Origin of the sequence: Eubacterium limosum, from assembly GCF_000807675.2 — a bacterium.
GTDB classification, from domain to species: domain Bacteria; phylum Bacillota; class Clostridia; order Eubacteriales; family Eubacteriaceae; genus Eubacterium; species Eubacterium limosum.
In genome coordinates, this window is sequence record NZ_CP019962.1 from 2,650,367 (window position 1) to 2,674,250 (window position 23,884).

Sequence of the window (23,884 nt, forward strand, 5' to 3'; positions counted from 1 at the left end):
GAACATGCGGATCGGATTAGTCAGCGACAGCCACGGCAATCTGGGCGACCTGGAACGCGCGGTCAGCCAGATGGGCAAGGTAGAGGCGATTTTTCATATGGGCGATTACGTGGACGACGCCCTGCAGATCAAACATTGGACATCGGTGCCGGTGTTTGCGGCCAAGGGCAATATGGATGTCTATTCTCAGGAGGGGCATCTTTTTATCAAGACCGAGCTTGGCGGCAAGGTGATCCTGGCCTGCCACGGCCACACCCTCCACGTTAAGAATGAGTACAGCACCCTGCGCTATAAAGCGCTGGAGGAAAACGCGGATATTGTGCTTTTCGGCCACACCCATATCCCGATGATCGATCAGGATGACTGCCTTTTAATGATGAATCCAGGCAGTGTATCCCTTCCTCATTTTGGCAAAGAAAAAACCTTTGGCATTCTGACCATTGAAAATGGAAGTGCCAGCGGTGAGATTATTCCGCTTATGCCAGAGGAAAACTGAACTCTGTAAAAAATCATATATTTTCAAGCATTTTTGTGAAAAAAGTGTTGACATTCGTCTTTTTTTGCAGTATACTAACACTTGTCCTCAGCGAGAAAGTGCTGTGAACAAGGCGATATCAACACTTTTTAGCCAATGCGGAGGGCAACAATTTTTAAAAGTATGCGGGTGTAGCTCAGTGGTATAAGCAGAGAACCCAAATCTTCGATTTGGTGTGAATCGCTTAGTCCGGGAGTGTGACAGTTTCTGCGAAATGTTAAAAACAAAAATATTATTAAAAAGTATGCGGGTGTAGCTCAGTGGTATAAGCAGAGAGCCCAAATCTGTGATTTGGTGTGAATCGCTTAGTCCGGGAGTGTGACAGTTTCTGCGAAATGTTAAAATAAAAATATTATTTAAAAGTATGCGGGTGTAGCTCAGTGGTAGAGCCCTGGCCTTCCAAGCCAGTCGCGAGGGTCCGATTCCCTTCACCCGCTCCATTTATGCAAAATTGCGCCAATAGCTCAGTTGGATAGAGCAACGGCCTTCTAAGCCGTGTGCCCGGGGTTCGAATCCCTGTTGGCGCGCCATATCTTTTCCTTTAAACTTGGTGGACGTAGTTCAGTTGGTAGAGCGCCAGATTGTGGTTCTGGTTGTCGAGGGTTCGAGTCCCTTCGTCCACCCCATTTTTTTACAGGGGTATAGCCAAGTCGGTAAGGCACCAGACTTTGACTCTGGCATGCGTAGGTTCGAGTCCTGCTACCCCTGCCACTTTGTTATAACAAGATGGAAAAGTCTTTATAAAAGTAAGTTTATGGCCCATTAGCGAAGTTGCAAGTTGCGAGCAGGGGCGAGTAACGCTCTCAATGGAATTGCGGAGCAATTTCAACATAAGACAAGCGTCATTGCGAAGTGGGAGAAAAAGAATATAGTTTATGACCCATTAGCTCAGTTGGTAGAGCATCTGACTTTTAATCAGGGTGTCGGGCGTTCAAGTCGCCCATGGGTCACCATTTTAGAAGATAGAGCAGCTGTGAAACAGTTGCTTTTTTTATTTAAAGAACAACCCAGGCGGCTTGAACGCTAAGAGGCAAGTCAGGAGCAAGTGCGACTGGCGCTCTGGATGAAATTGCTAATGCAATTTCGAACATAAATAGCTGGTGCCGGAGGCATTCAAACGCACTGCGTTTGAAAAGTGAGCGTTGCCGAAGACGACGCGGGAGCAGAGGATGAGGCAGGCAATTGCGGAGTAATTGCAGTCGCCCATGGGTCACCATTTTAGAAGATACAGCAGCTGTGAGACAGTTGCTTTTTTTATTTAGAGAACAAATAAACCCGACCCGTATCGTGGCGATACGGGTCGGGTTATTTTTTCATATTAAATATCTAAAATTTTGCCATCAGTCGATACCGTTGTGACCGACCATGGGATAATCTTTCCGCTGTTTTTTAAAGCGGTTTTAACAGCATTGACAATGCCTCCGCAGCATGGCACTTCCATTCTTACAACGGTCAGTGACCGGATAGCGTTATTGGCCAGAATATCCGTCAGCTTGTCAGCGTAGTCCACATCGTCGAGCTTTGGGCAGCCGATGAGGGTGATCCGGTTTTTGATGAATGCATTGTGGAAATCACCGTAGGCATAAGCAGTGCAGTCGGCAGCAATGAGCAGGTCTGCATTGTCAAAATATGGTGCTTTCGGCGGCACCAGTTTGATCTGTACCGGCCACTGGTTTAAGCGGGACTGGGCAGGGGCAGCGCTGTGACTGCAGGCCTCCGTTTTTGAGTGATGCTCAATCTTGCGGGAGGTTGTTCCCGGACAGCCGCAGGCCAGTGTCTTGGGCTGAACCTTTTCAGCTTCCATTTTAGCTTGAACAGCGGCTTCATCATAAGCGGCGGCCTCCCGCTCTTCAAAGTGGATGGCGTCTTCAGGACATACTGGCAGACAATCCCCCAGACCGTCGCAGTAATCATCCCTTAACAGTGTGGCGACACCGTCAACCAGACCGATGGCCCCTTCGTGACAGGCATCTACACACAGGCCGCAGCCGTTGCATTTTTCTTTATCAATTTTAATGATTTTACGTATCATAATTGTTCCTCCAGTTCAGGTGTTGACTGTAGTATAGCATATTTTCCGGAGGAATTCTGTTGCATCAGCAACAAATATATTTTAGTAAAAAACTTTTAAGCGTTCCGATAGCGGTTGGAAATCCTTATCGCCAGGCATGGCAGTGGGTTCACCAAAAGGCATCTGTGCTCTTAAACGCCAGGCATCTGGAAGCTTCCACTCTTTTTTAACAGCTTCGTCGATAAGGGGGTTGTAGTGCTGAAGGTTTGCGCCCAGTCCTTCAATTTCCAGGGAATTCCATACAGAAAACTGGAGCATACCATTGGCCTGCTCTGCCCACACCGGGAAGTTATCTGCGTACAGCGGAAACTGTTCCACCAGGCTGTCTGTAACGGTATCGTCAATAAAGTAAAGGACCGTTCCGTGGCCGGCTTTAAAACTGTTGACTTTGTCCTCGGTCGGTTGGAATTTGTTTGCAGGTACCTTCTGACGGAGTGTCTCCATCACAATATCCCAAAGCTTGTCGTGCTGTTCGCCAAAGAGTAAAACGACTTTTGAGCTCTGGCTGTTAAAGGCAGAGGGGGTGTGCTTGATGGCGTGGCCAATCACTTCTTCGATTTTATTGTCGGAGATCGGGCTTTTTTTGCTGATGGCATAGAAACTGCGGCGGTTTAAAATCGCACTGTAAAAATCTTTTGACATAATGTATTCTCCTTTTAATTTAAATTTATATACGAAATAATATTTTAGAACAATTATTATTTAAAAATATACCCGGTTTATAAAAAAAATAACACCAGAGGATAAAAATATAATGTGATTTTAAAAAAATTGTGCTACAATTGGTCAGGAAAAGTATGGAGGTGCAGCTATGGAAGCAGCAGGAAGAAAAGTTTTAAAGGTTGGCGGGATTTTAATGGCCGTCATAGGCGTTTTTGGCGCTGTTATCGCCGTTTCCGGTATCATTGGCTACAATAACATGGACCCGTCGATGGCGGCGGATATGGAGAAGATTATGGGCATTACCATCAGGGATCTCTCGGTCAATCTGATGGTGAGCGCAGTTGTCTGTGCTTTTGAGCTTGTGGTGGGAATTTTGGGCGTTGCTTTTTCTAAAAAAGCGGAAAAGGGCGCGCTGTGCTTTATTCTCGGCATCATCATTATTGTATTCCAGGTGGGCTCTGTTATTTACGGAAGCCTGCGGACCGGCTTTACAGTGGATATGATCCTTACCCTTGTGGCAGGGCTGATCATTCCGGGAGTCTATACCTTTGGAGCCTGGAGAAATATGCGTTCAGCACAGCAGGCATAAAAAAACGTCCCCGCGGGGACGTTTTTTTGTAAATAGGAATTGAACCGTCTGGTTTATGCCAGGTATTCTTCTTCCTGATTGTTGCGCATGGAAAACAGGAAGAACGGCTGGGTAATCGCAAAAATAATGCTGAGCACCAGGAATAAAACAGCGTTTTCCGGTTTATACATGCGGTAAAGACGGTATAATGCGCCGTAATAATAAACAGCATAGGCGATGGGGAACAGCCAGCCAATGAATGGAATCATGGAAAGCAGCCCGCTCGCAAATGGCAGCAGCGGCAGGAATACATGGGCATATGGAATGACCCATGAACCAAAGGCGACCTTTTCGTTGATGATTTTACCCATCAGGTAGGTCTTGGCGATGGGGATCCAGGCCAGCCAGGGGCTGTCAAAACCGCGGTTTTTAGCCATCTGGTATAAGCTAAGCGAGTTAAAAACATAGCAGACGATACCAACGATTAAAATGATCACGAAGTAAGCGGCCAGAAAAGATAAAATAATAGCAGCAACACCCGCATCGGTTGAAGAGTAATAAATACTATCAGACATGTGATTTCTCCTTTCATATATTTTTAGAATATCTCTAATTAAATCCATTGTAGCACCTTATGTGAGCGAAAGCAATATGATTTTAAAAAGAGTGACTTCTTAGGGATTTAACGTGAATTTAATGAACGTTATAATAAAAGCTCCGGAGGTTTCCGGAGCTTTTCGGGTTAAATACCGTTTTTATCAAGATGATCTTCCATGCGCTTTTTCATTTCGTCGTCAATCACAATTTTTCCGTCAATTTCATAGTTGTAGAGATGAGCGATGATATCCCGTACGGTTACAATCGGGTAAGTGGTAATACCAAACGCTTCTTTGACTTCCTGGATCGCGCTTTTGTCATTATTCCCCTTTTCCATACGGTCGACCGAAATGATCAGGGCAGTGATGTCTACATCGGCCAGGCCTTTGAGCAGCGGAACGCTCTCGCGGACAGAGGAGCCGGCAGTGATGACATCCTCGATAATGATGGCCTTGTCGCCGTCCTGGGGCTTGTAGCCGATAATGCTGCCGCCTTCGCCGTGATCCTTGGCTTCCTTGCGGTTAAAGCAGTAGGGAATGTTGACGCCGTGATCCCTGTAAAGGGAAACTGCGGCGGTAATGACGAGTGGAATGCCCTTGTAGGCAGGACCGTACATAAAATCCATTTCCCCGATGTTTTCTTTGATGCAGGCTGCGTAGTACTCGCCCAGCTTTGAAATCTGTTCAGCGGTTTTATAGTTGCCAGTATTGATGAAATAAGGTGTTTTACGGCCGCTTTTGGTCACGAAATCGCCAAAGGTCAAAACGCCGGAGCGCACCATAAAATCGATAAAGTCTTCTTTGTAACCCATAGTATCCTCCAGATAATTGTTTTCTTAATAAAATTATATACGATATCCGCCCGGGTGGCAAACAGTTTATCCGTTGCCAAGCAGATGACGTTCCAGATTCACAACAAAATCCTGGATATTGGTGATAAAGGACTCGCTGCTCAGACTGCCGCGGTCCTTAAGTTTGTTCACTACAAATTCGGAGATGTCAACCGTGTAGAAATAGACGGGCCGGACCACGCCGCCCACCAGCTGGTAAGAGGGCGTCATATTGCCGGTCGCGATGGTGTGAAGCTGGGTCGCGAGACAGATGACGGTGGTCGCCCTGCGCGTATAGGCCCGCATGGCGTCCTGAGCCTCATAGACATCGGAATAGACGCCGGGCAGTGGGCCGTCGTCACGGATCGAGCCGGCCAGTACCATGGGAACATCCTTTTTCAGACAGGCGTGCACAATGCCCTCGCGGATGTTATAGTCATGGATCAGATTTTTAAGCGACCCGGAAGAGCGGGCGCGGTTAATGGTTTCGATATGATGGTAATGGCCATTTTTACAGCTGCATTTTGAATAAATATCCTGCCCCAGGGCGGTGTGGAAAAAGCTTGCTTCCAGGTCGTGGGTTGCCAGGGCATTGCCGGCAAAAAGAGCGTCGACGTAACCAGATTTTATGAGCGATGACATGGCGTTTCGGGAATCGTAGTCGAAGGCGACCGCCGGTCCAAGCACCCAGACCACGTAGCCGTGATCCTTTTCGTAGCGCAGCAGGTCGTAAAGGCGGTCATAATCGCTGGAAAAAGCCGTCTCTCTGGAATTGCTCATCCGAAAGGCAAAATTGTCTGTATTGTCCTGGAAATTTCGGTTAAAGGCATTTTGGTGGACATAGACGCCGGTTTCGCCGTTGTCGCTGCGGCCGATGACAACCGCGTCGCCTTTTTTGACGTTTCGGAATTCGACCGCATGGGGAAGTCCGTCCTCAATGACGACAACGCAGTCCATCCGGCTTTCACGGATCAGGATCCAGTGGCCGTTGATCTTGAAATATTCAGGAAAAATGGAGGTTGCGTAAAAATTTTCAGGGACAACGCCGTCCATGGGGGCGGGCTCGGTATGAACGTCCGGAGAACCGGCAAAATGCTCTGTGTGAAAGTCCGGTGGGATATACTCAGGTAATTTAAACATAATTTTAATTCACTCCTAATTGATAGCCATAAAATAGTATTCCTTTTAAAGCTCATTATAGCACTTTAAAATCAGGGATTCAACGCAGGACAAAAGACATGGTCAAATATTTTTCAAAAGTATTGACAAAAGTAAAAAGAACCTTTATAATACAAAAGCATATAAAACATATATGAATAAATTTATATGAATATTGCAGGTTTTGCACTTGAACGCTGTATACCTTGACAAAGGCTTTAAATCTAGAATATAATTGTAAAAGTGTATCCTTTCAATACCATATGAAAGAGTACGGAATGATATTTGAGAAATCAAGCTTTTTGAGAGGAGGTAGAAATGGAAACACCAATAAACAAACAGGCGCAGCCCATCATTGAGATTCGGTCTCTGGGGAAAACCTTCCATACAAAAAGTGGCGATGTGAAGGCTTTGGATGATATTAATATCACCATTCATAAAGGCGATATATTTGGCATCATCGGTATGAGCGGCGCTGGAAAAAGCACGCTTGTGCGCTGTATGAACCTGCTGGAGAAACCAACCGAGGGCGGCGTTTTAGTGGACGGTGAGGATATTTCGCAAATATCGGAAAAGGATCTTCGGAAAGTACGTTATTCCATGGGGATGATCTTTCAGCAGTTCAACCTTTTGGAACAGCGGACTGCCGAAAAGAATATTTTATTTGCACTTGAAATCGCGGGGTATGACAAGTCCAAGGCCAAGGGGCGCGCGGCAGAGCTTTTAGAGCTCGTCGGCCTCAGCGACCGGGCGCAGTCTTATCCTTCCCAGCTGTCCGGCGGGCAGAAGCAGCGTGTTGCCATCGCGCGTGCGCTGGCCAACAACCCGAAGGTGCTGCTGTGTGACGAAGCCACCTCAGCTCTTGACCCCACCACCACACGGTCGATCCTCACACTTTTAAAGGATATAAACAAGCGTCTGGGCATCACCATTGTGGTGATCACCCATGAGATGAGCGTGGTGGAGGAAATATGCAGCCATGTGGCCATTATTGATAAGAGCCATATTGCCGAGCAGGGCAGTGTGGAGGAAATATTCACCAATCCAAAAACTGCCATTGCCAGGAGAATGATTTTCCCGGACGGTGAAAACCTCACTGGCCACGTCGGCAAGAACTGCTGCCGCATCGTCTTTGACGGAAGCTCGTCCTACGATCCGGTAATAGCCCGGATGATTCTGGAATGTAAGGCGCTGGTCAACATTATGTATGCGGACATGAAAAATATCGACGGCATTGCCCGCGGACAGATGGTCATCCAGCTGCCTGAGGACAGCACAACCGCCAGCAAGGTGCTGAATTATCTGAGATCCAATGGATTGACTGTGGAGGAGGTGCCGGACTATGTGGGATAGCACAATGATTAATATGATCTGGTGGGGCCTGCTTCAAACCCTGTACATGACTTTGGCATCTACCCTGATTTCCTATGTGCTGGGAATCCCGATGGGGGTTATTTTGGTGGCCTGTGACAAGGATGGGGTTAAGCCTCTGCCCATTGTCCATAAAATTTTAGACATTATTGTTAATATTACCCGTTCCATTCCGTTTTTGATCCTGCTGATCGCGGTTATCCCGATCACACGCTTCATTACCGGTACCACCATTGGCTCCAATGCGACCATTGTGCCGCTGGTTATGGCGGCTGCGCCGTTTATCGCGCGTATGGTGGAATCCTCACTCCGTGAGGTGGATAAGGGACTGATTGAGGCGTCGCTTTCTATGGGAGCCAGCCCTTTCCAGGTAATCTGCAAGGTGCTTCTGCCGGAGGCCAAGCCTTCGCTGATCGTGGGCGCAGCCATTTCGACCACCACCATCCTGGGCTATTCAGCTATGGCTGGTATTGTGGGCGGCGGCGGCCTCGGTGATATTGCCATCCGTTACGGGTATTACCGTTACGAGAACGGCGTGATGATTGTGACTGTTGTACTGCTGGTTCTGGTGGTTCAGGTATTCCAGGAAATCGGGATGAAGATCGCTGAAAAGCAGGATAAGAGAAAATAATTTCCAGGAGGAAAAGAAGGATGAAATTTAAAAAAGTATTGTCTGTACTGGTAGCGTTAGGCCTTGTGACGGTGATGGCCGCAGGCTGCAGCTCTTCCGGCGGGGGATCAGCCTCTGGCTCGGATGATAAAACCATCGTGGTGGGCGCATCGCCGACCCCTCATGCTGAAATTCTAAAAGCAGCTGAAAATGTTCTGAAGGAAAAGGGATATACGCTTAAGATTACTGAATTCCAGGATTATGTGCAGCCGAATATGGCGCTTGAAAACAAAGAGCTGGATGCGAATTACTTCCAGCACAAGCCTTATCTGGATGAATTTAACGAAAAAAATGGCACTAAACTGGTATCAGCCGGGGCAGTTCATTATGAACCACTTGGTTTATATGCTGGAAAAACAAAATCGCTTGCTGAGCTGAGTGATGGCGCAACCATTGCGGTTCCAAACGACACAACCAATGAAGCACGCGCTTTGCTGTTGCTGGAAGCGAATGGACTGATTAAATTAAATCCTGATGCTGGACTGTCCGCTACACCTAAAGACATCACAGAAAATCCCAAAAACTTAAATGTTCAGGAGCTGGAAGCCGCACAGCTTGGCCGCTCCTTACAGGATGTTGACATGGCTGTCATCAACGGCAACTACGCATTACAGGCAGATTTAAAGGTTACTGACGCTTTAGCCAAAGAAGAAAAAGATTCTGAAGCTGCCCAGACCTACGCTAATGTTGTAGCAGTCCGCGAAGGCGATGAAAACTCTGACAAAACCAAAGCCTTAATGGAAGCCTTAAAGAGCGACGATGTGAAAAAATTCATCGAAGATACCTACCAGGGCTCTGTTGTATCAATTTTCTAAAGCTCGAATCTGAACAGGAGACACGCCGGTGGCGGTCTCCTGTTTTTTTATAAGGTTTATTCAAAGGGTATTGCCGCGATACCCTTTGAATTTTATATAGTCCATCCTCTTTAGAAAATTTGTGCTATAATAGCAATAACGATTTGATAAAAGTGAGGAATAAGCGTGATGGTAGAGATTACAGGAACAACACAATTGATCTGTCTGCTGGGGAGCCCTGTGGCCCACAGCGTATCGCCGGCAATGCATAACATGGCCTTTTCGCTATTGGGGCTGGATTATGCCTACCTTGCCTTTGAGGTTGGCGAGACGCAGCTGGCAGAAGCCGTAAAAGGGCTGAAGCTTCTGAATGCCCGGGGCTGGAACCTGACCATGCCAAACAAGACAAAAATGTGTGAGCTGGTCGATGAGCTCTCACCAGCGTCGCAGCTCATGGAGGCTGTCAACACGGTCGTCAGCGAGAACGGTGTATTAAAGGGCTATACGACCGATGGCAGCGGCTATATGCGGATGCTGCGCGAATATGGCGTGGATGTTATCCATAAAAAGATGGTGCTGGGCGGGGCCGGCGGTGCGGCCCGGGCAATTGCCATACAGGCGGCCCTGGATGGTGTGGCAGAAATTGTGATCTTTAACCGGAGCCTGGACAAAGCCGTTAAAATCGCCGATGATATCAACAGGCACACTGGCTGCATCGCCTCGGCCTACAGCATTGCGGACACCGCTCAGCTCAGCAAAGCGCTTGAGAGCGCGGCGCTGTTCACCAATGCCACCCAGATTGGCATGGCACCAAGATCCGGTCAGTCGGTGATTGAGGACAAAAGCCTGCTCCATCCCGGGCTTGTGGTATCTGACATTGTATACAACCCCAGAGAAACCAAGCTTCTAAAAATGGCGGAGGAACAGGGCTGTAAAACCGTCGGCGGTCTGGGCATGCTGCTCTGGCAGGGGGCAGACGCTTTTAAACTGTGGACCGGACACGAAATGCCGGTATATGACGTCCAAAATAAATATTTTAAATAACAGGAGGCAGAATATGTCAAAAATGTTAACCCGAAATGAAGCCCTGGCGCTTCTGAAGGAATACAATGAGAGTGACGCGCTGGTAAAGCACGGCCTGGCGGTAGAAGGTGTTATGCGCCATTTTGCGCGGAAATACGGCGAGGATGAGGAAAAATGGGGAATCGTCGGACTCCTCCATGACCTGGATTATGAAAAGTATCCGGATCAGCACTGTGTAAAGGTTCAGGAAATTATGCAGGAGCGTGACATCGACCCCGAAATCATCCGGGCAGTGGCCAGCCATGGCTATGGAATCTGCGTGGATATCGAGCCACAGTCGCAGATGGAAAAGGTCCTTTACACCATTGACGAGCTGACGGGCCTGGTCAACGCCACGGCCATTATGCGCCCGTCTAAAAGCGTGCTGGATCTGGAGACCAAGTCTGTTAAAAAGAAGTTTAAAAGCAAAGGGTTTGCCGCAGGCGTCGACCGTGAGATCATTAAAAAGGGCTGTGAGCGGCTGGAAATGGACCTCGGAGATGTTATTGAGGAAGTGATCCTGGGGATGCGTGAAGTCTGCGACGCCATTGATCTCAGAGGCGAGGTCGAAAATTAACCCGAATTCGCATGAAATCATCTTTTATCGCACAAGCGGTAATGCTATAATACTATATTAGAAAAAGAAATTAACTTGAGAGGGAAATAAAATGAGTTTATTACAGGAAACCCTGGATAAAATCCAGAAAATTGACGAAGCGGCCAAAAAGCAGTCGAGAGAACGCATTGACATCCTTTTAAAACCAGTGGGAAGCTTAGGTGTTCTGGAAAATATTGCTGAACAGCTTTCAGCCATTACCGGAGAGGTCATCCCGGATATTAAGAAAAAGGCAGTGCTCTGCTTTGCAGGCGACCACGGTGTGTGCGACGAAGGCGTTTCTGCCGCGCCGCAGGTATTCACAGAGCTGATGACCCCCATGATCGCGGCCTACAGGACAGGTGTCGGCGTGCTCAGCCGCCTGGCAGGCGCCGATGTTTTCGTCTATGATGTTGGCATGATCCCAGACCTTCCGGCAGACTGTGAAGCTGTGGATAAGAAAATCCGCCGCGGCACCGCCAACATGCGCAAGGAACCTGCCATGACCCGTGAAGAAGCAGTCAAAGCGCTGGAAATCGGCATTGAAGCCGCCAATGAAGCCATTGAAAAAGGCTATAAGGTTCTAGGAACCGGTGAGATGGGCATTGGAAACACAACCCCAAGCACTGCGATTTTTGCCGTTTTGGGCGATGTTGATCCAGAGGAAATTACCGGTGTGGGCGCCAATCTTTCAGAAGACCTGACAAAAAACAAAGCACAGGTTATCCGCGATGCTATCGCTTTAAACAAACCGGATAAAAACGACCCGGTCGATATCCTGTCAAAGGTTGGCGGTCTGGAAATCGCGGCCATGACAGGCGTCATGCTCGCAGGCGCGGCCTGCCATGTGCCGGTTGTGGTTGACGGCTATATTTCTACCGCATCCGCCGCCATTGCCATTGCCCTGAAACCAGAGGTCAAGGATTACCTGATCTGCTCGCATGCTTCTGATGAAAAGGGCGCAAAATTTGGTTCAGAGCTGTTGGATTTTGCACCGTTTTTACACATGGATATGCGCCTGGGCGAAGGCAGCGGGGCTGCGCTGGCTTTTTATCTGCTGGATGCCGCAGTTGCCATGAACCGCGATATGGCCACCTATGCAGATGTTAATATGGACGTTGTTTAAAAAGGAAAACAGAGAAACAGGAGGCAGAATATGATCAGACAGGTATCTGTATTTATACAAAACAGAGAAGGCCGCCTGAGCGAGATGCTCAAGGTATTAAAGGCCGAAGACGTTAATATCCGTTCCTTAACCATCGCGGAGACCGCTGACTACGGCGTTGTCCGCCTGATTTTACAGAATACGGATAAAGGGCTGGAGGCGCTCAGAGAAGCGCATATCATGGCGAATGAAACAAATGTCATGGCGGTTGAGATTCCAGACCGCCCAGGCGGAATGAGCGATATGGTTGAGCTGCTGACAGAAGGCGGCGTCAATATTGAGTATGCCTACTCCTTCCTGCCGCAGAACACCTCCAACGCCATTATCATTTTTAAGATTGATGAAGACGACGACGAAAAGGTGCGGGAAGTCTTTGACAAGGAGCCCCACGCCAATCTTCTGGAGAGTGATGAGCTGCTCATGAAATAAAAATAAAAAACAGTGTTGCCTCCTCGGAGTCAACACTGTTTTTTATTAAGATAAAATCTCGTAAAATCAAAGCTTTCTTATTTTTTTATGGACTTTTTTTCAAAAAATAGATATAATAAAACCAATATCCAATTTTAATAGTGAATAAATAATTTTTACAGTAAAAACCCCACCCCAAATTAACGAGAAAGGAACTGTTAATGGTAGCTAAATCAAAAAAAGGGACGCTCACCAAACAGAACATTATTAATGCAGCCAAGCAGCTTTTTTATGAAAATGGCTATAATAAAACAGGTATCCAGGATATAGCGGATTATGCTAATGTAAAGCTGGGAACAATCACATATTACTTTAAGAAAAAAGATGATATGATTTCTGATATTTACAATACCTTTTTTATGGCGCTTTATGATTATGTTTCTGAAGCGTCAGAAAAAGACTTGAACCTTTACACCAAGTATTGCTTTACACTGGTGCTGTATTACAATGCGATTCTATCCGACCCCCACAATACTCTGCTGTATTACGAGGTGCTGGTTAAGGATGTGGATAATGGCGGACGCCTGTCCATCACCAAAACACTTAACCGCTCATGCCTTGATTTTTTAAACAAATCCTATACAGACGAGGACTTGGATGTTATTGCAATGGCTGAGTTTGGTTCCCGAAAAGAACTGTTCATTAACTACTATGAACGCGAGATTGAATTTGGAAAAGACCAGATGTGCTTTTATTTTGTAAAAACACTTTTCAGACTGATGGATCTGGACGGAGATATGATCCAGAACACCATCAAGCAGGCTTTTGATTTTCTGAAGAATAAAAATCCAGAGCATATCCGGTTTCTGGTTTAAACAAAAACCAACCCGTATCGCCACGATACGGGTTGGTTTTTTATGATGTACGAGTCCCTTTAGTAAAGGCCATTTTTAAACTGCATCATCATCTCATTGGTGAGGCTGAAGCCATCAGCCTTGACCGGCATCTCGTCGCGCGTAAACCATTCGGCAACCGCCAGTTCATTTTCATCCAAAGTGATGGTATCGTCACCGTCCAGGTCTGCAAAAAAGCCAAAGAGAAGAGAATCTGAAAAGGGCCACGGCTGGCTTTTATAATAGCGGATGTTCTTTACCTTAAGGCCGACCTCCTCCATGACCTCGCGCTTGACCGTTTCCTCAATGGTCTCGCCGATCTCGGCAAAGCCAGCGAGCAATGCATATTTTTTAAAAGCCCGCCCGGCATATTTTGACATGAGGATACGGTCGCCGTCTGTCACTGCGACGATGACAGCAGGGGAGATTTTTGGGTATTCCAGATTGCCGCATTCCGGACAGTAAAGCATGCGCTCATTGGCGGCAGGTTTCATGGGCTCGCCGCAGCGGCCGCAGAAACGGCGGTTCCGGTACCAGTTATACAGCTGGTAGCCGACCAGCCCGGCATAGGTCAGGTAGCGGGGGCTTGTGCGGCGCAGGACCTGCATGTTTTCGAGATAAAAGTCCTCGTTAAAAGCAGCCTCAGGCGCTTCGGAGAGGTAAAAGGTGTCCTGGCCCACCGAAAAAAGATAGGCATAACGCCCGCCCATGTCCGGTGGGATGTCCGAAAAGCGGGGAAAGGAAATGGCTTCATCGCTGTGCCTGAGAAGAATGTAATCCTCCTTGTACCATAAAATATAAGCATCCTTTTTTGGCGGGGCTGGTTCATATTCATTTGCCAGCCGGTAAGGTTCAATGTCCTGTATCATGATTTTACTCCTTTGATGCTGTGAAATGGCGTAGGGCGTAGCCGCTGCGTCTGCTACTAACTATACCACAACAGCGCCTGGACGACAATGCAGCCATTAAAAAACAACCCGCATCGCTGCGATACGGGTTGTAGTGGATTAGAGGAGTGGATAGGAGACACTCCTGTTCTATTGGTTAGGAGAGGAAAACATCAAACGGTTTTGATGTTCTTATTAGTGCGTAAAACCATATACGCCCTTGTTGTTAACCTGGTCGCCGCCATGTGGCAGAATGTGTGCTTCGTCCAGTTCCTTGATCGCACGGTTCATGTCTTCCATGAGCAGAACGCCAAGCTGTTCACTTAAGTCAGCACGGACAACGACTCTCTGGATAATGTCGTCCTGTAAGTTTTCCGGCAGTGGATAAGCCGGTACCTGCCAGCCCTTCATGCGGATACGGTCAGCAAGGTCATATAAGTTCCATTCTTTATTTGCGTCTTTTTTCATCTTCCAGCAGACGATTGGTAAGTTGGAGCCATCGTTGTAGATTTCAAATAAACCGGTTTTTTCCAGTTCTTTAGAGATATACATGGCAACGTCTCTTGTTCTTTCGTGAATCTTCTTGTAGCCTTCATAGCCATAACGTAAGAAGTTGTAATACTGTCCAATGATCTGGCTTGCAGAGCGTGAGAAGTTAATGGCCATTGTCGGCAGGCTGCCGCCTAAGTAGCTGACGCTGAAGATCAGTTCCTTCGGCAACCATTTTTCATCTCTCCATAATACCCAGCCAATACCTGGATATACCAGGCCGTATTTATGACCGGAAGTATTGATGGAAACAACATTTTTAAGACGGAAGTCCCATTCCAGGTCTGGTTCAATAAACGGTGCAAACATACCGCCGGAAGCGCCGTCGACATGGATGTAAATTGGGAATTTAGGGTTTTTCTTGTTATAGTCTTCGACTAAAGTATCCAGAGCTTTGATGTCGTCAAATTTACCAGTGTAGGTAATCCCCATGATACCGACAATACCGATGGTGTATTCATCAACGAAATCCATAACGGTATCCATGTTCATGCTCATATGCTGTTCATCCAGGGGTACGAGACGCATTTCGATATCCCAGTACACACAGAATTTTTCCCAGCATACCTGATAACCAGAGGAGATAACCAGGTTTGGCTTTTTAGCTTTTACATCTAAGCCCTGCTTGATCGCATTGTTACGCCATCTGAATTTCATGGCCATACCACCAAGCATACAAGCTTCGGAAGAACCTACGGTAGAGGTGCCTAAGAATTTTTCATCATCCGGTGCATGCCACAGATCAGCAATCATATTGACACAACGGTTTTCGAGTTCAGTTGTCTGAGGGTATTCCGATTTATCAATCGCATTTTTTTCAAGTGTTTCAGCCATGATTTTTGTAGCTTCTGGTTCCATGTAAGTCTGGCAGAAGGTGGAAAGGTTCAGTCTGGCACTTCCTTCATCCAATAAGTCATCTTTGATTAAGCGGTAAGCAACCTCCGGTTCAACTGGGTCCTTGCGAAGTTTGTATTTGGGTAAGGGTTCATCACTTGCTTCTGTACCAAAAATTGGGGTTAAGTAGCGATCCTTTAATTTGTCCTGATCATCTTTTGAATATAACATTTTGATTACCTCCTAAAAATGTTTGAATTAAATTTATTTATGTCAAGCCAATGATAATTGACGACACAGCGTAAAATAAGTTATTTTTTAGTGGACAGCTTGTCCGCTTTGCTCGTTTGAGCGGTCTGCGCTGCAGCTGCGGCCTCCTGGGCTGGGTCAGCAATCGGCGCGGTTTCCTGATTCATGTAATCTTCAGGATCTGGGTTAATATGATGTTCGCCACGGCCTCTTAAACTGATGTAATTGAAATGACCTGGACGGTCTGCCATGGTAACATGCTGCGGTTCTTTAATCTTCTTGCCCTTCTTATCATGCAGTGCGTAAATGATGAATGGTACGATAACAGCCAGGATAAAACTGATCATCAGAACCGTTTCGTATTTTCCGTCGTTTGTCGCTGCAAGCTGAGATGGCGGGAAGAAAGAGATAATAAAGGTAGCAACCGACATAATCAAGCCGATGCCTGCCAGAATGGTCTTACCAGCTGTGCCGCCAGGTACCTGGTAAGCACGTTTGAGATCCTTGTGTTTGTAGACAAGAACAAAGTAGCCGATAAAGAAGAGAATATAACCGACCAGATAAAGCACAACGGTCAGTGAAATTGCAGTTAAGAATGAAATGTTTGCGCCGCCGCCGCCAAAGGTCAGAACAGCTGCCCAAATGGTGACGATAACGCCCTGTACCATAATCAGCGGAACAGGAACATTGTGTTTGTTGACTTTTTTGAAAACACCAGGTAAGATACCTTTTTGTGCTGTGGTGTAAAGACCTCTTGAAGGGCCGACAACCCAGGCGCTTACTTCGCCCATAACGCCGACCGCAATCATGCAGGCAATGATTTTAACCAGCCATCCAAGATGTGGATTAACATGATTCATCAAAGCGGCGAACGCCTGGACAACACCAGAGTTCATGCTTAATTCGCTTGCCGGAACGGAAGCCGCAACCGCCATACCACCGATGGTGTTTAAGATAATGGCCATAATGACCAGCATAAACATGGCCAGCGGATAGTTCTTGTTGGCGTTCTGCAGCTCATTGACGTGTGAGGCAGAAGCTTCAACACCCATGAAGGCCAGAACGAATGAAGCGAAAATTACCAGCGTATTGATTTTAGAAAAATCAGGAATGAATGCTTTTGCGCTGATTTCGACATTCAGCGGACCGCCGGTTGTAAAGTAAGCAATCGCCAGACCGAAAAGAATAATGGCCGGAATAATGATCCCGACAATCAGGCCGACTTTTGAAATGATCGCGGTGTACTTGGTTCCGCCGAGCTGAGAGAAGGTCAAGGCCCAGAAGACAACTAATACGCCGATAAACTGTATGGTCGGATTGCTGCTGAGTGCAGGGAAGTCAAACACATACGAGAATGCGCCGAGAATGAAATAAATCATGGTGACAAAACCGACGGTTATTTGGAACCATTGAAAAAAGATTGCGGCAAAACCCCATCGTTCACCAAGTGTATTTCCGACCCAGGCAAAAATACCACCGTCCTGCCAGCCATCGACCGTCGCCATTTCAGCGGCGCAGAGAGCAACAGGAATGAACCATAAAAATCCACCAAGTAATAAGAAAAATACAAGCTGGAAACCAGATGATGCAAAGGTTGGATATTCATAGACCGTCATAACCATTGAAGCAGTAATGGCAAAGAAGCCAAATAAGGTTAAGGTCTTTTTAGGTCCAGTGCTTTGCGAACTTGGTTTATTCATGTGAGAAACACCTCCTAAAAAATGTTCTTTTGGTTTACGGTTAATTACTTACCCGGCGAAATTTTGGTTTAAACAAAAAAGAAGAAAAAAGTAAAAATAAAAATTTTTATTTTAAAAATGATTGAAAAACGACAAAGATCCTTAAAAATCGCATTTAAGGCGATTTTTAAGGATCTTTTTGGGTAATTCGTCTCAATCTTCATGAAACAAATCAGCTTCTTTTTCATAGATAGCATAAGCGGAGGTCTCATTATGCTTGGCATCGTACATGGCCTCATCAGCCTGGCGTATCCACTGGCTGCGGTTAATGGTATCATCCTTGAGGAAAGTGATCCCCAGACTGGCAGAAAGATTGACAGGGTGCTCCCTGAGATTTTTAATATTTTCGATATTCCGAAGGATATTTTCCGCTAAATCCAAAACATCCTTTGGATTTGAATAATTATTGATAAATATCAGGAATTCATCACCGCCCAGACGGGCAGGGAAAACATTATCGCTGGCAATGCCCTTTAGAATTTTGGCCACAGCATTGAGTGCGGCGTCGCCCATATGATGTCCGAAGGTATCATTGATGGTTTTAAAACCGTCAAGGTCAAAAAGAAAAAGAGCCTGATTGTTGTATTTTCTGAACAGCGTGTCCATTGTGTGATAAATAGACTTACGGTTTGGAATGTTGGTCAGCCCGTCAATATAAGCCGACTTCTTTAAAAGTTCATTTGTTTTTACCAGCTCATGCTTGCTGATTTCCAGGGTTTCAGTCATCTGATTGATGTTGTCAGCCAGCTCGTGAAACTCATCGTCTCCTGGAATTTCACAGCGCACAGAAAAGTTTTCATGCTGAATCTGCTTGATCTTTTCGGTCAGATAGGTAAGAGGGTTTGTAATGGTTTTGGCAAGCTGAATTCCGATAAACAGAGCGACCAGTGTAATCGTCAATGTAGTGAGAAGCAGCATGGTCTGCAGGGTGTTGGCCTCTTTAAAAACCTCGGTTTGCGTCATACAGACAACCACGACCCAGCCAGAGGTAGGGATCTTTTCGTAATTGGCAATAACAGGGGTACCATCATAGTTATAGGTAAAGAATCCAGTGTTGCTCTTTAGTCGGTTGTTTTCAACATCGGATATGAACTTTTTCAGATCTGCGTCATTATTGAGGGCGTTCTCCTGACTTTCTTCTGAGGAGAGACCTTCCTCCATAATTGTAGAAAGCTGTTTGGCCTTGGAGTCCAGAATATAGACATAGCCGCTGTCGCCCACCTTACGCTGGCTGATCTGCTGGTTAATACTTCCAATACTGACATTGCGGTTTAAAATTCCGATGGGTTTTTGGGAAGTATCGTATATCTTTATGGCCAATGCGAGGCATTTACTGCCGTTGGACGGCGTGTCCACAACTTCATTGTAGGAATCCTTGTTTTGCTCAATCAATGTTTTGAACATGCTTGAATCCCTCACGTTTGTCCCCTGATAATTAGGGTCCGATGAAGCCACGACATTTCCGGACAGGTCGATGATTGAATTGCGATTGACAACGCTGTTTGTTTTAGCGCTGATGTTCAGGAGCTGCTGCGCCGGCTCCAGGAGCTCAGAGTTTGACGGATCGCTCAGACTCTTGGCGAAAGCGGGAATCTGAGCTGTGAATTCCAGATCATCCATTTGTGTTTTGTAAAACTCTTCCAGATAGTTGGCGATGGATTCAGAAACATCTGACAGGGCCTGCTTTCGCATCTCCAAAGAGCTTCTTGACATATAAATGCTTATAATGGAAGATAATATTAAAAGCGGTATCACCACTAACAGAATCATTAAAAGGGGGAGCTTTCTTTTTACTTTCAAAATATGTGTCACCTCCAGGAGATTTCTACCCAACTCTACTTTATTTTAACACAAGTTTAACGAGAGTAAAAATAAAAAAAGATTGACATTATTCTCTCAAACACGTATAGTAGGTAGAGGGCACAATCCTAAACAGTACCTTCATGTTTTATGTGAAGGTTTTTTCTTTGTGATAAGCCCTTAAGATACAAAAAGGAGTGATATTATGGACGCAGACCCTGGAGAGAAGCGCTTACTAAAATTGAATAATCAAGCGGTCATAATATCAGCATATATTTTGACCGCTTTCTAACGAGGGAGGTCAAAATGATCAATATTTACAAAACGATTGATGGAAAAATTGTAGAAATTGATGAAATTGAAAAGCATGCCTGGATTAACATGGTAAATCCCACAGAGGAAGAGCTTCTGTCAATTTCAGATCAATTAAATGTAGAAGAGGATTTTCTCCGTGCCGCACTGGATGAAGAAGAAATCTCACGTGTCGAGCTTGATGAGGATATGAATCAGGCATTAATAACCATCGATGTACCCATAGTGGATAAAACCTCACAGATGGTTTTATACAGTACCATACCGGTTGGGATTATCGAAACCCATGAGAACATTATAACGGTCTGTCTGCAAAGCAATACCATTATCGATGACTTTGCAAAGGGCCGGGTAAAGCATGTTTTTACAAATCTGAAAACCCGGTTTATTTTTCAGATGCTTTACCGTGTTGCGACCCGGTTCCTGGTTTACCTGAGACATATTAACCGAATGAGCACCGAAATCGAGAAGGAACTGCATCGTTCGATGAAAAACAAAGAACTTATCCAGTTATTGGATTTGGAAAAGAGTTTGGTGTTCTTCTCCACTTCATTAAAAGCGAACCAGTCCGTGCTTGAAAAGCTTCAGCGGGGGCGTGTCATCAAGCTTTACGAAGATGACCGCGAGCTGTTAGAGGACGTGCTGATTGAAGTGGAGCAGGCCATTGAGATGTCCAATATTTACAGCAATATTTTGAGCGGTACGATGGATGCTTTCGCGTCGATCATTTCAAACAACTTGAATATTGTAATGAAGGTTTTAACCTCCATTACAATATTGATGGCAATACCAACAATGGTCTCAAGCTTTTATGGAATGAACGTTTCGGGCCTGCCGTTTGCTAATTTTGGAGCAGTTGTGATTATCGTTGTGATCCTAACCGCTTTGGTAGCAATGATATTATTCAGAAAAAACATGTTCTCATAGCAATAAATTGTTCAAGCTGCTTGACAATATAGACGAATGGCGCTATAATGTATACAGAAAATTAAATGATATGTCTGTTTCAGGGCGAGGTGTAATTCCTCACTGGTAGTGATGTGCGAAGGAGCAATAAGTCTACGAGCCGAAAGGCCGATCTGGTTAGAATCCAGAACCAACGGTATAGTCCGGATGAAAGAAATTAGCACAGTTGATGCGCTTAGTATTGAGCCCTTAGGTACACAGACCTAAGGGCTTTTTTAATACGACCTGACAGACCCACAGGAGGTATCATCATGAACGTCAAAACGAAGACGATCACTCAAATGGCGGTATTGGCAGCGATGTCCATACTATTGGTCTACTTAATTCACTTTCCAATTTTCCCGGCAGCTCCTTTTTTAGAGTATGATCCGGCGGATATCCCCATTTTGATCGGTACATTTATGTTTGGGCCGTTAGGTGGCCTGGTTTTAACAGCGGTTGTCTCTATTTTACAGGGATTAACGGTAAGTTCGGCCAGCGGTATTATCGGCATTATGATGCATTTCTTTGCGACGGGAAGCTTTGTCCTAGTGGCAGGCAATATTTATAAGAAGCATCGTACACGGAAGGGCGCTGTTGTTGGACTGCTCTTTGGAGCCCTGGCAATGACGATCACAATGGTTATCTGGAATCTGATTTTCACACCGCTGTTTATGGGAACACCAATTGAGGCGGTTATAGCAATGCTCATTCCAGTCATTATACCATTTAATTTAATTAAAACAGGTGTCAATGCGCTCATTACATTTATTGTCTACAAGTCTGTATCAAAGGTGTTAGGCATGGAAATCAAAGAAACAAAGCTGGCTGAATAAGCCTGAATAAGCCATTGAGAAGCGAAATCTTCACGGATTTCGCTTTTTTTATAAAAAAAATCAAATAACCTATTGACAGTTCATAAAAAAGCTGATAAACTATGTCAAGTCGTCAGCAATAAGGCGCTGCTGATTTTGAGTAAAAGTCTTCGAAAAAAGATTTTGAAAAAAGCAAAAAAGCGCTTGACAACAGCCTGTGAGATGTTGTATCATAAACAAGCTGTCAAGGACGGCAGATGAATCTCTTCATTAGTATAGATAAAGAGGTTCGGGTCATAGAAAAGAGAATAGTACCATAAAACCTGAAATTCCAGCTGATGAAAATCAGCAAAGGATAAAACGCAAGTGCGATGAACACTTCAAAAAAATCATCACATGAACCAGATCAAGAAGCCGAAAGGCTAAACGATAAACTTTTTATTGAGAGTTTGATCCTGGCTCAGGACGAACGCTGGCGGTATGCTTAACACATGCAAGTCGAACGAGAAGGTTTTGAATGATCCTTCGGGTGAAATTAGAACTGGAAAGTGGCGAACGGGTGAGTAACGCGTGGGTAACCTGCCCTATGGAAAGGAATAGCCTCGGGAAACTGGGAGTAAAGCCTTATATTATGGTTTTGTCGCATGGCAAGATCATGAAAACTCCGGTGCCATAGGATGGACCCGCGTCCCATTAGCTAGTTGGTGAGATAACAGCCCACCAAGGCGACGATGGGTAACCGGTCTGAGAGGGCGAACGGTCACACTGGAACTGAGACACGGTCCAGACTCCTACGGGAGGCAGCAGTGGGGAATATTGCGCAATGGGGGCAACCCTGACGCAGCAATACCGCGTGAGTGAAGAAGGTTTTCGGATCGTAAAGCTCTGTTATTGGGGAAGAAAACATGACGGTACCCAATGAGGAAGTCCCGGCTAACTACGTGCCAGCAGCCGCGGTAATACGTAGGGGACAAGCGTTGTCCGGAATGACTGGGCGTAAAGGGCGCGTAGGCGGTCTATTAAGTCTGATGTGAAAGGTACCGGCTCAACCGGTGAAGTGCATTGGAAACTGGTAGACTTGAGTATTGGAGAGGCAAGTGGAATTCCTAGTGTAGCGGTGAAATGCGTAGATATTAGGAGGAACACCAGTGGCGAAGGCGGCTTGCTGGACAAATACTGACGCTGAGGTGCGAAAGCGTGGGGAGCGAACAGGATTAGATACCCTGGTAGTCCACGCCGTAAACGATGAATGCTAGGTGTTGGGGAAACTCAGTGCCGCAGTTAACACAATAAGCATTCCGCCTGGGGAGTACGACCGCAAGGTTGAAACTCAAAGGAATTGACGGGGACCCGCACAAGCAGCGGAGCATGTGGTTTAATTCGAAGCAACGCGAAGAACCTTACCAGGTCTTGACATCCTCTGACGAGCCTAGAGATAGGAAGTTTCCTTCGGGAACAGAGAGACAGGTGGTGCATGGTTGTCGTCAGCTCGTGTCGTGAGATGTTGGGTTAAGTCCCGCAACGAGCGCAACCCCTGCCTTTAGTTGCCAGCATTAAGTTGGGCACTCTAGAGGGACTGCCGTAGACAATACGGAGGAAGGTGGGGACGACGTCAAATCATCATGCCCCTTATGACCTGGGCTACACACGTGCTACAATGGTCTGAACAGAGGGCCGCGAAGCCGCGAGGTGAAGCAAATCCCTTAAAACAGATCCCAGTTCGGATTGCAGGCTGCAACTCGCCTGCATGAAGTTGGAGTTGCTAGTAATCGCGGATCAGAATGCCGCGGTGAATGCGTTCCCGGGTCTTGTACACACCGCCCGTCACACCACGAGAGTTGGCAACACCCGAAGCCTGTGAGAGAACCGCAAGGACTCAGCAGTCGAAGGTGGGGCTAGTAATTGGGGTGAAGTCGTAACAAGGTAGCCGTATCGGAAGGTGCGGCTGGATCACCTCCTTTCTAGGGAACAGGAAGTCATGGTACTATTTTCTTTTGTATGACCCAAAGTCATACACAAAAATGATAATCTGGGGGTGTAGCTCAGTTGGGAGAGCACCTGCCTTGCAAGCAGGGGGTCAGGAGTTCGAATCTCCTCATCTCCACCATCTTATCATAAAAAGCAATTGCGGGGGCGTGGCTCAGTTGGGAGAGCGTCTGCTTCGCATGCAGAAGGTCAGGAGTTCGAGTCTCCTCGTCTCCACCATATTGATAATAAAATATGGGCTTGTAGCTCAGGTGGTTAGAGCGCACGCCTGATAAGCGTGAGGTCGGAGGTTCAAGTCCTCCCAAGCCCACCATGATTAAACATCATACATTGGTCATTGAAAACAACATAAAGAAAAAAGAGTAAAGAGCAAATATTAAACAAAGTAA

Annotated in this window: 21 protein-coding genes, 8 tRNA genes, 1 rRNA gene and 1 riboswitch; of the genes, 21 read left to right on the forward strand and 9 right to left on the reverse strand. The window is 46.2% G+C overall.

The features are described from left to right. Positions 1 to 4: 4 nt before the first annotated feature. The 6 genes from B2M23_RS12420 to B2M23_RS12445 all read left to right on the forward strand — a co-directional run bounded on the left by B2M23_RS12420 (position 5) and on the right by B2M23_RS12445 (position 1,488). Entirely contained in the window at positions 5 to 496 is a 492-nt protein-coding gene (locus B2M23_RS12420) for a metallophosphoesterase family protein (RefSeq protein ID WP_038354125.1), read from the forward strand. Positions 497 to 901: 405 nt separating this feature from the next. Beyond that, a tRNA-Gly gene (locus tag B2M23_RS12425) sits at positions 902 to 975 on the forward strand. Between the two features lie 13 nt (positions 976 to 988). Then, positions 989 to 1,065 (forward strand) — tRNA-Arg (locus B2M23_RS12430). Between the two features lie 20 nt (positions 1,066 to 1,085). Then, positions 1,086 to 1,161 (forward strand) — tRNA-His (locus B2M23_RS12435). Between the two features lie 9 nt (positions 1,162 to 1,170). Beyond that, a tRNA-Gln gene (locus B2M23_RS12440) sits at positions 1,171 to 1,246 on the forward strand. A 166-nt stretch (positions 1,247 to 1,412) separates the two neighbouring features. Next, positions 1,413 to 1,488: transfer RNA gene (locus tag B2M23_RS12445), tRNA-Lys, on the forward strand. Between the two features lie 365 nt (positions 1,489 to 1,853). Here B2M23_RS12445 and B2M23_RS12450 read toward each other — a convergent pair. Together B2M23_RS12450 and B2M23_RS12455 are read right to left on the reverse strand one after the other, a co-directional pair. Next, entirely contained in the window at positions 1,854 to 2,567 is a 714-nt protein-coding gene (locus B2M23_RS12450) for an ATP-binding protein (protein WP_038354124.1), read from the reverse strand. An 81-nt stretch (positions 2,568 to 2,648) separates the two neighbouring features. Further along, positions 2,649 to 3,248, reverse strand: coding sequence for a nitroreductase family protein (locus B2M23_RS12455; protein WP_038354123.1), 600 nt, complete (start codon positions 3,246 to 3,248; stop codon positions 2,649 to 2,651). Between the two features lie 169 nt (positions 3,249 to 3,417). On the opposite strand from B2M23_RS12455, the gene B2M23_RS12460 reads away from it, so the two are divergent. Next, positions 3,418 to 3,858 carry a hypothetical protein gene (locus B2M23_RS12460; protein WP_038354122.1) on the forward strand — a complete coding sequence of 147 codons (441 nt, stop codon included), beginning with the start codon at positions 3,418 to 3,420 and terminating at the stop codon, positions 3,856 to 3,858. Positions 3,859 to 3,911: 53 nt separating this feature from the next. Here B2M23_RS12460 and B2M23_RS12465 read toward each other — a convergent pair whose 3' ends face one another. From B2M23_RS12465 to B2M23_RS12475, 3 genes are all read right to left on the reverse strand, one after another. Next, positions 3,912 to 4,412, reverse strand: coding sequence for a hypothetical protein (locus B2M23_RS12465; protein WP_052237492.1), 501 nt, complete (start codon positions 4,410 to 4,412; stop codon positions 3,912 to 3,914). Between the two features lie 167 nt (positions 4,413 to 4,579). Next, a complete protein-coding gene (gene pyrE, locus B2M23_RS12470; protein ID WP_038354121.1) occupies positions 4,580 to 5,245 on the reverse strand; it encodes an orotate phosphoribosyltransferase in 666 nt (221 codons plus the stop codon). 66 nt (positions 5,246 to 5,311) lie between these two features. Then, positions 5,312 to 6,406 (reverse strand): putative NPN-dependent ornithine cyclodeaminase, encoded by a 1,095-nt coding sequence (locus B2M23_RS12475; protein ID WP_038354120.1) that lies wholly within the window; start codon positions 6,404 to 6,406, stop codon positions 5,312 to 5,314. Positions 6,407 to 6,739: 333 nt separating this feature from the next. On the opposite strand from B2M23_RS12475, the gene B2M23_RS12480 reads away from it, so the two are divergent. From B2M23_RS12480 to B2M23_RS12515, 8 genes are all read left to right on the forward strand, one after another. Next, positions 6,740 to 7,774 (forward strand): methionine ABC transporter ATP-binding protein, encoded by a 1,035-nt coding sequence (locus tag B2M23_RS12480; RefSeq protein WP_038354119.1) that lies wholly within the window; start codon positions 6,740 to 6,742, stop codon positions 7,772 to 7,774. Continuing rightward, a complete protein-coding gene (locus B2M23_RS12485; protein ID WP_013379289.1) occupies positions 7,764 to 8,423 on the forward strand; it encodes a methionine ABC transporter permease in 660 nt (219 codons plus the stop codon). Before B2M23_RS12480 ends, B2M23_RS12485 begins: the two co-directional genes overlap by 11 nt. A gap of 20 nt (positions 8,424 to 8,443) precedes the next feature. Then, a complete protein-coding gene (locus tag B2M23_RS12490; protein ID WP_013379290.1) occupies positions 8,444 to 9,277 on the forward strand; it encodes a MetQ/NlpA family ABC transporter substrate-binding protein in 834 nt (277 codons plus the stop codon). 168 nt (positions 9,278 to 9,445) lie between these two features. Then, entirely contained in the window at positions 9,446 to 10,300 is an 855-nt protein-coding gene (locus B2M23_RS12495) for a shikimate dehydrogenase (RefSeq protein ID WP_038354118.1), read from the forward strand. A 13-nt stretch (positions 10,301 to 10,313) separates the two neighbouring features. Continuing rightward, positions 10,314 to 10,895 carry an HDIG domain-containing metalloprotein gene (locus B2M23_RS12500; RefSeq protein WP_038354117.1) on the forward strand — a complete coding sequence of 194 codons (582 nt, stop codon included), beginning with the start codon at positions 10,314 to 10,316 and terminating at the stop codon, positions 10,893 to 10,895. 91 nt (positions 10,896 to 10,986) lie between these two features. Beyond that, positions 10,987 to 12,039 carry a nicotinate-nucleotide--dimethylbenzimidazole phosphoribosyltransferase gene (cobT, locus tag B2M23_RS12505; RefSeq protein ID WP_038354116.1) on the forward strand — a complete coding sequence of 351 codons (1,053 nt, stop codon included), beginning with the start codon at positions 10,987 to 10,989 and terminating at the stop codon, positions 12,037 to 12,039. A 30-nt stretch (positions 12,040 to 12,069) separates the two neighbouring features. After that, the gene (locus B2M23_RS12510) at positions 12,070 to 12,507 is read left to right on the forward strand and encodes an ACT domain-containing protein (protein WP_013379294.1); all 438 of its coding nucleotides are present in this window, start codon (positions 12,070 to 12,072) and stop codon (positions 12,505 to 12,507) included. A 200-nt stretch (positions 12,508 to 12,707) separates the two neighbouring features. After that, positions 12,708 to 13,361 carry a TetR/AcrR family transcriptional regulator gene (locus B2M23_RS12515; RefSeq protein WP_013379295.1) on the forward strand — a complete coding sequence of 218 codons (654 nt, stop codon included), beginning with the start codon at positions 12,708 to 12,710 and terminating at the stop codon, positions 13,359 to 13,361. Between the two features lie 59 nt (positions 13,362 to 13,420). On the opposite strand, the gene nudC is transcribed toward B2M23_RS12515, so the two are convergent. From nudC to B2M23_RS12535, 4 genes are all read right to left on the reverse strand, one after another. Further along, positions 13,421 to 14,248 carry an NAD(+) diphosphatase gene (gene nudC / locus B2M23_RS12520; RefSeq protein WP_038354115.1) on the reverse strand — a complete coding sequence of 276 codons (828 nt, stop codon included), beginning with the start codon at positions 14,246 to 14,248 and terminating at the stop codon, positions 13,421 to 13,423. A 213-nt stretch (positions 14,249 to 14,461) separates the two neighbouring features. After that, positions 14,462 to 15,880 (reverse strand): glutamate decarboxylase, encoded by a 1,419-nt coding sequence (gene gad, locus B2M23_RS12525; RefSeq protein WP_038354114.1) that lies wholly within the window; start codon positions 15,878 to 15,880, stop codon positions 14,462 to 14,464. A gap of 80 nt (positions 15,881 to 15,960) precedes the next feature. Then, positions 15,961 to 17,598 carry a glutamate/gamma-aminobutyrate antiporter gene (gene gadC, locus B2M23_RS12530; RefSeq protein WP_013379298.1) on the reverse strand — a complete coding sequence of 546 codons (1,638 nt, stop codon included), beginning with the start codon at positions 17,596 to 17,598 and terminating at the stop codon, positions 15,961 to 15,963. Positions 17,599 to 17,790: 192 nt separating this feature from the next. Continuing rightward, positions 17,791 to 19,329 (reverse strand): sensor domain-containing diguanylate cyclase, encoded by a 1,539-nt coding sequence (locus B2M23_RS12535; RefSeq protein ID WP_227206249.1) that lies wholly within the window; start codon positions 19,327 to 19,329, stop codon positions 17,791 to 17,793. A 414-nt stretch (positions 19,330 to 19,743) separates the two neighbouring features. On the opposite strand from B2M23_RS12535, the gene B2M23_RS12540 reads away from it, so the two are divergent. From B2M23_RS12540 to B2M23_RS12565, 6 genes are all read left to right on the forward strand, one after another. Continuing rightward, complete coding sequence (locus B2M23_RS12540) at positions 19,744 to 20,676, forward strand: magnesium transporter CorA family protein (RefSeq protein WP_013379302.1); 933 nt, start codon at positions 19,744 to 19,746, stop codon at positions 20,674 to 20,676. 71 nt (positions 20,677 to 20,747) lie between these two features. Continuing rightward, positions 20,748 to 20,878, forward strand: a riboswitch (FMN riboswitch). Positions 20,879 to 20,966: 88 nt separating this feature from the next. Continuing rightward, entirely contained in the window at positions 20,967 to 21,530 is a 564-nt protein-coding gene (locus B2M23_RS12545) for an ECF transporter S component (protein ID WP_013379303.1), read from the forward strand. Between the two features lie 416 nt (positions 21,531 to 21,946). Continuing rightward, a 16S ribosomal RNA gene (locus tag B2M23_RS12550) occupies positions 21,947 to 23,470 on the forward strand. Between the two features lie 70 nt (positions 23,471 to 23,540). After that, a tRNA-Ala gene (locus B2M23_RS12555) sits at positions 23,541 to 23,616 on the forward strand. Between the two features lie 22 nt (positions 23,617 to 23,638). Further along, positions 23,639 to 23,714, forward strand: a tRNA-Ala gene (locus tag B2M23_RS12560). Positions 23,715 to 23,731: 17 nt separating this feature from the next. Continuing rightward, positions 23,732 to 23,808: transfer RNA gene (locus B2M23_RS12565), tRNA-Ile, on the forward strand. Positions 23,809 to 23,884: the final 76 nt, after the last annotated feature.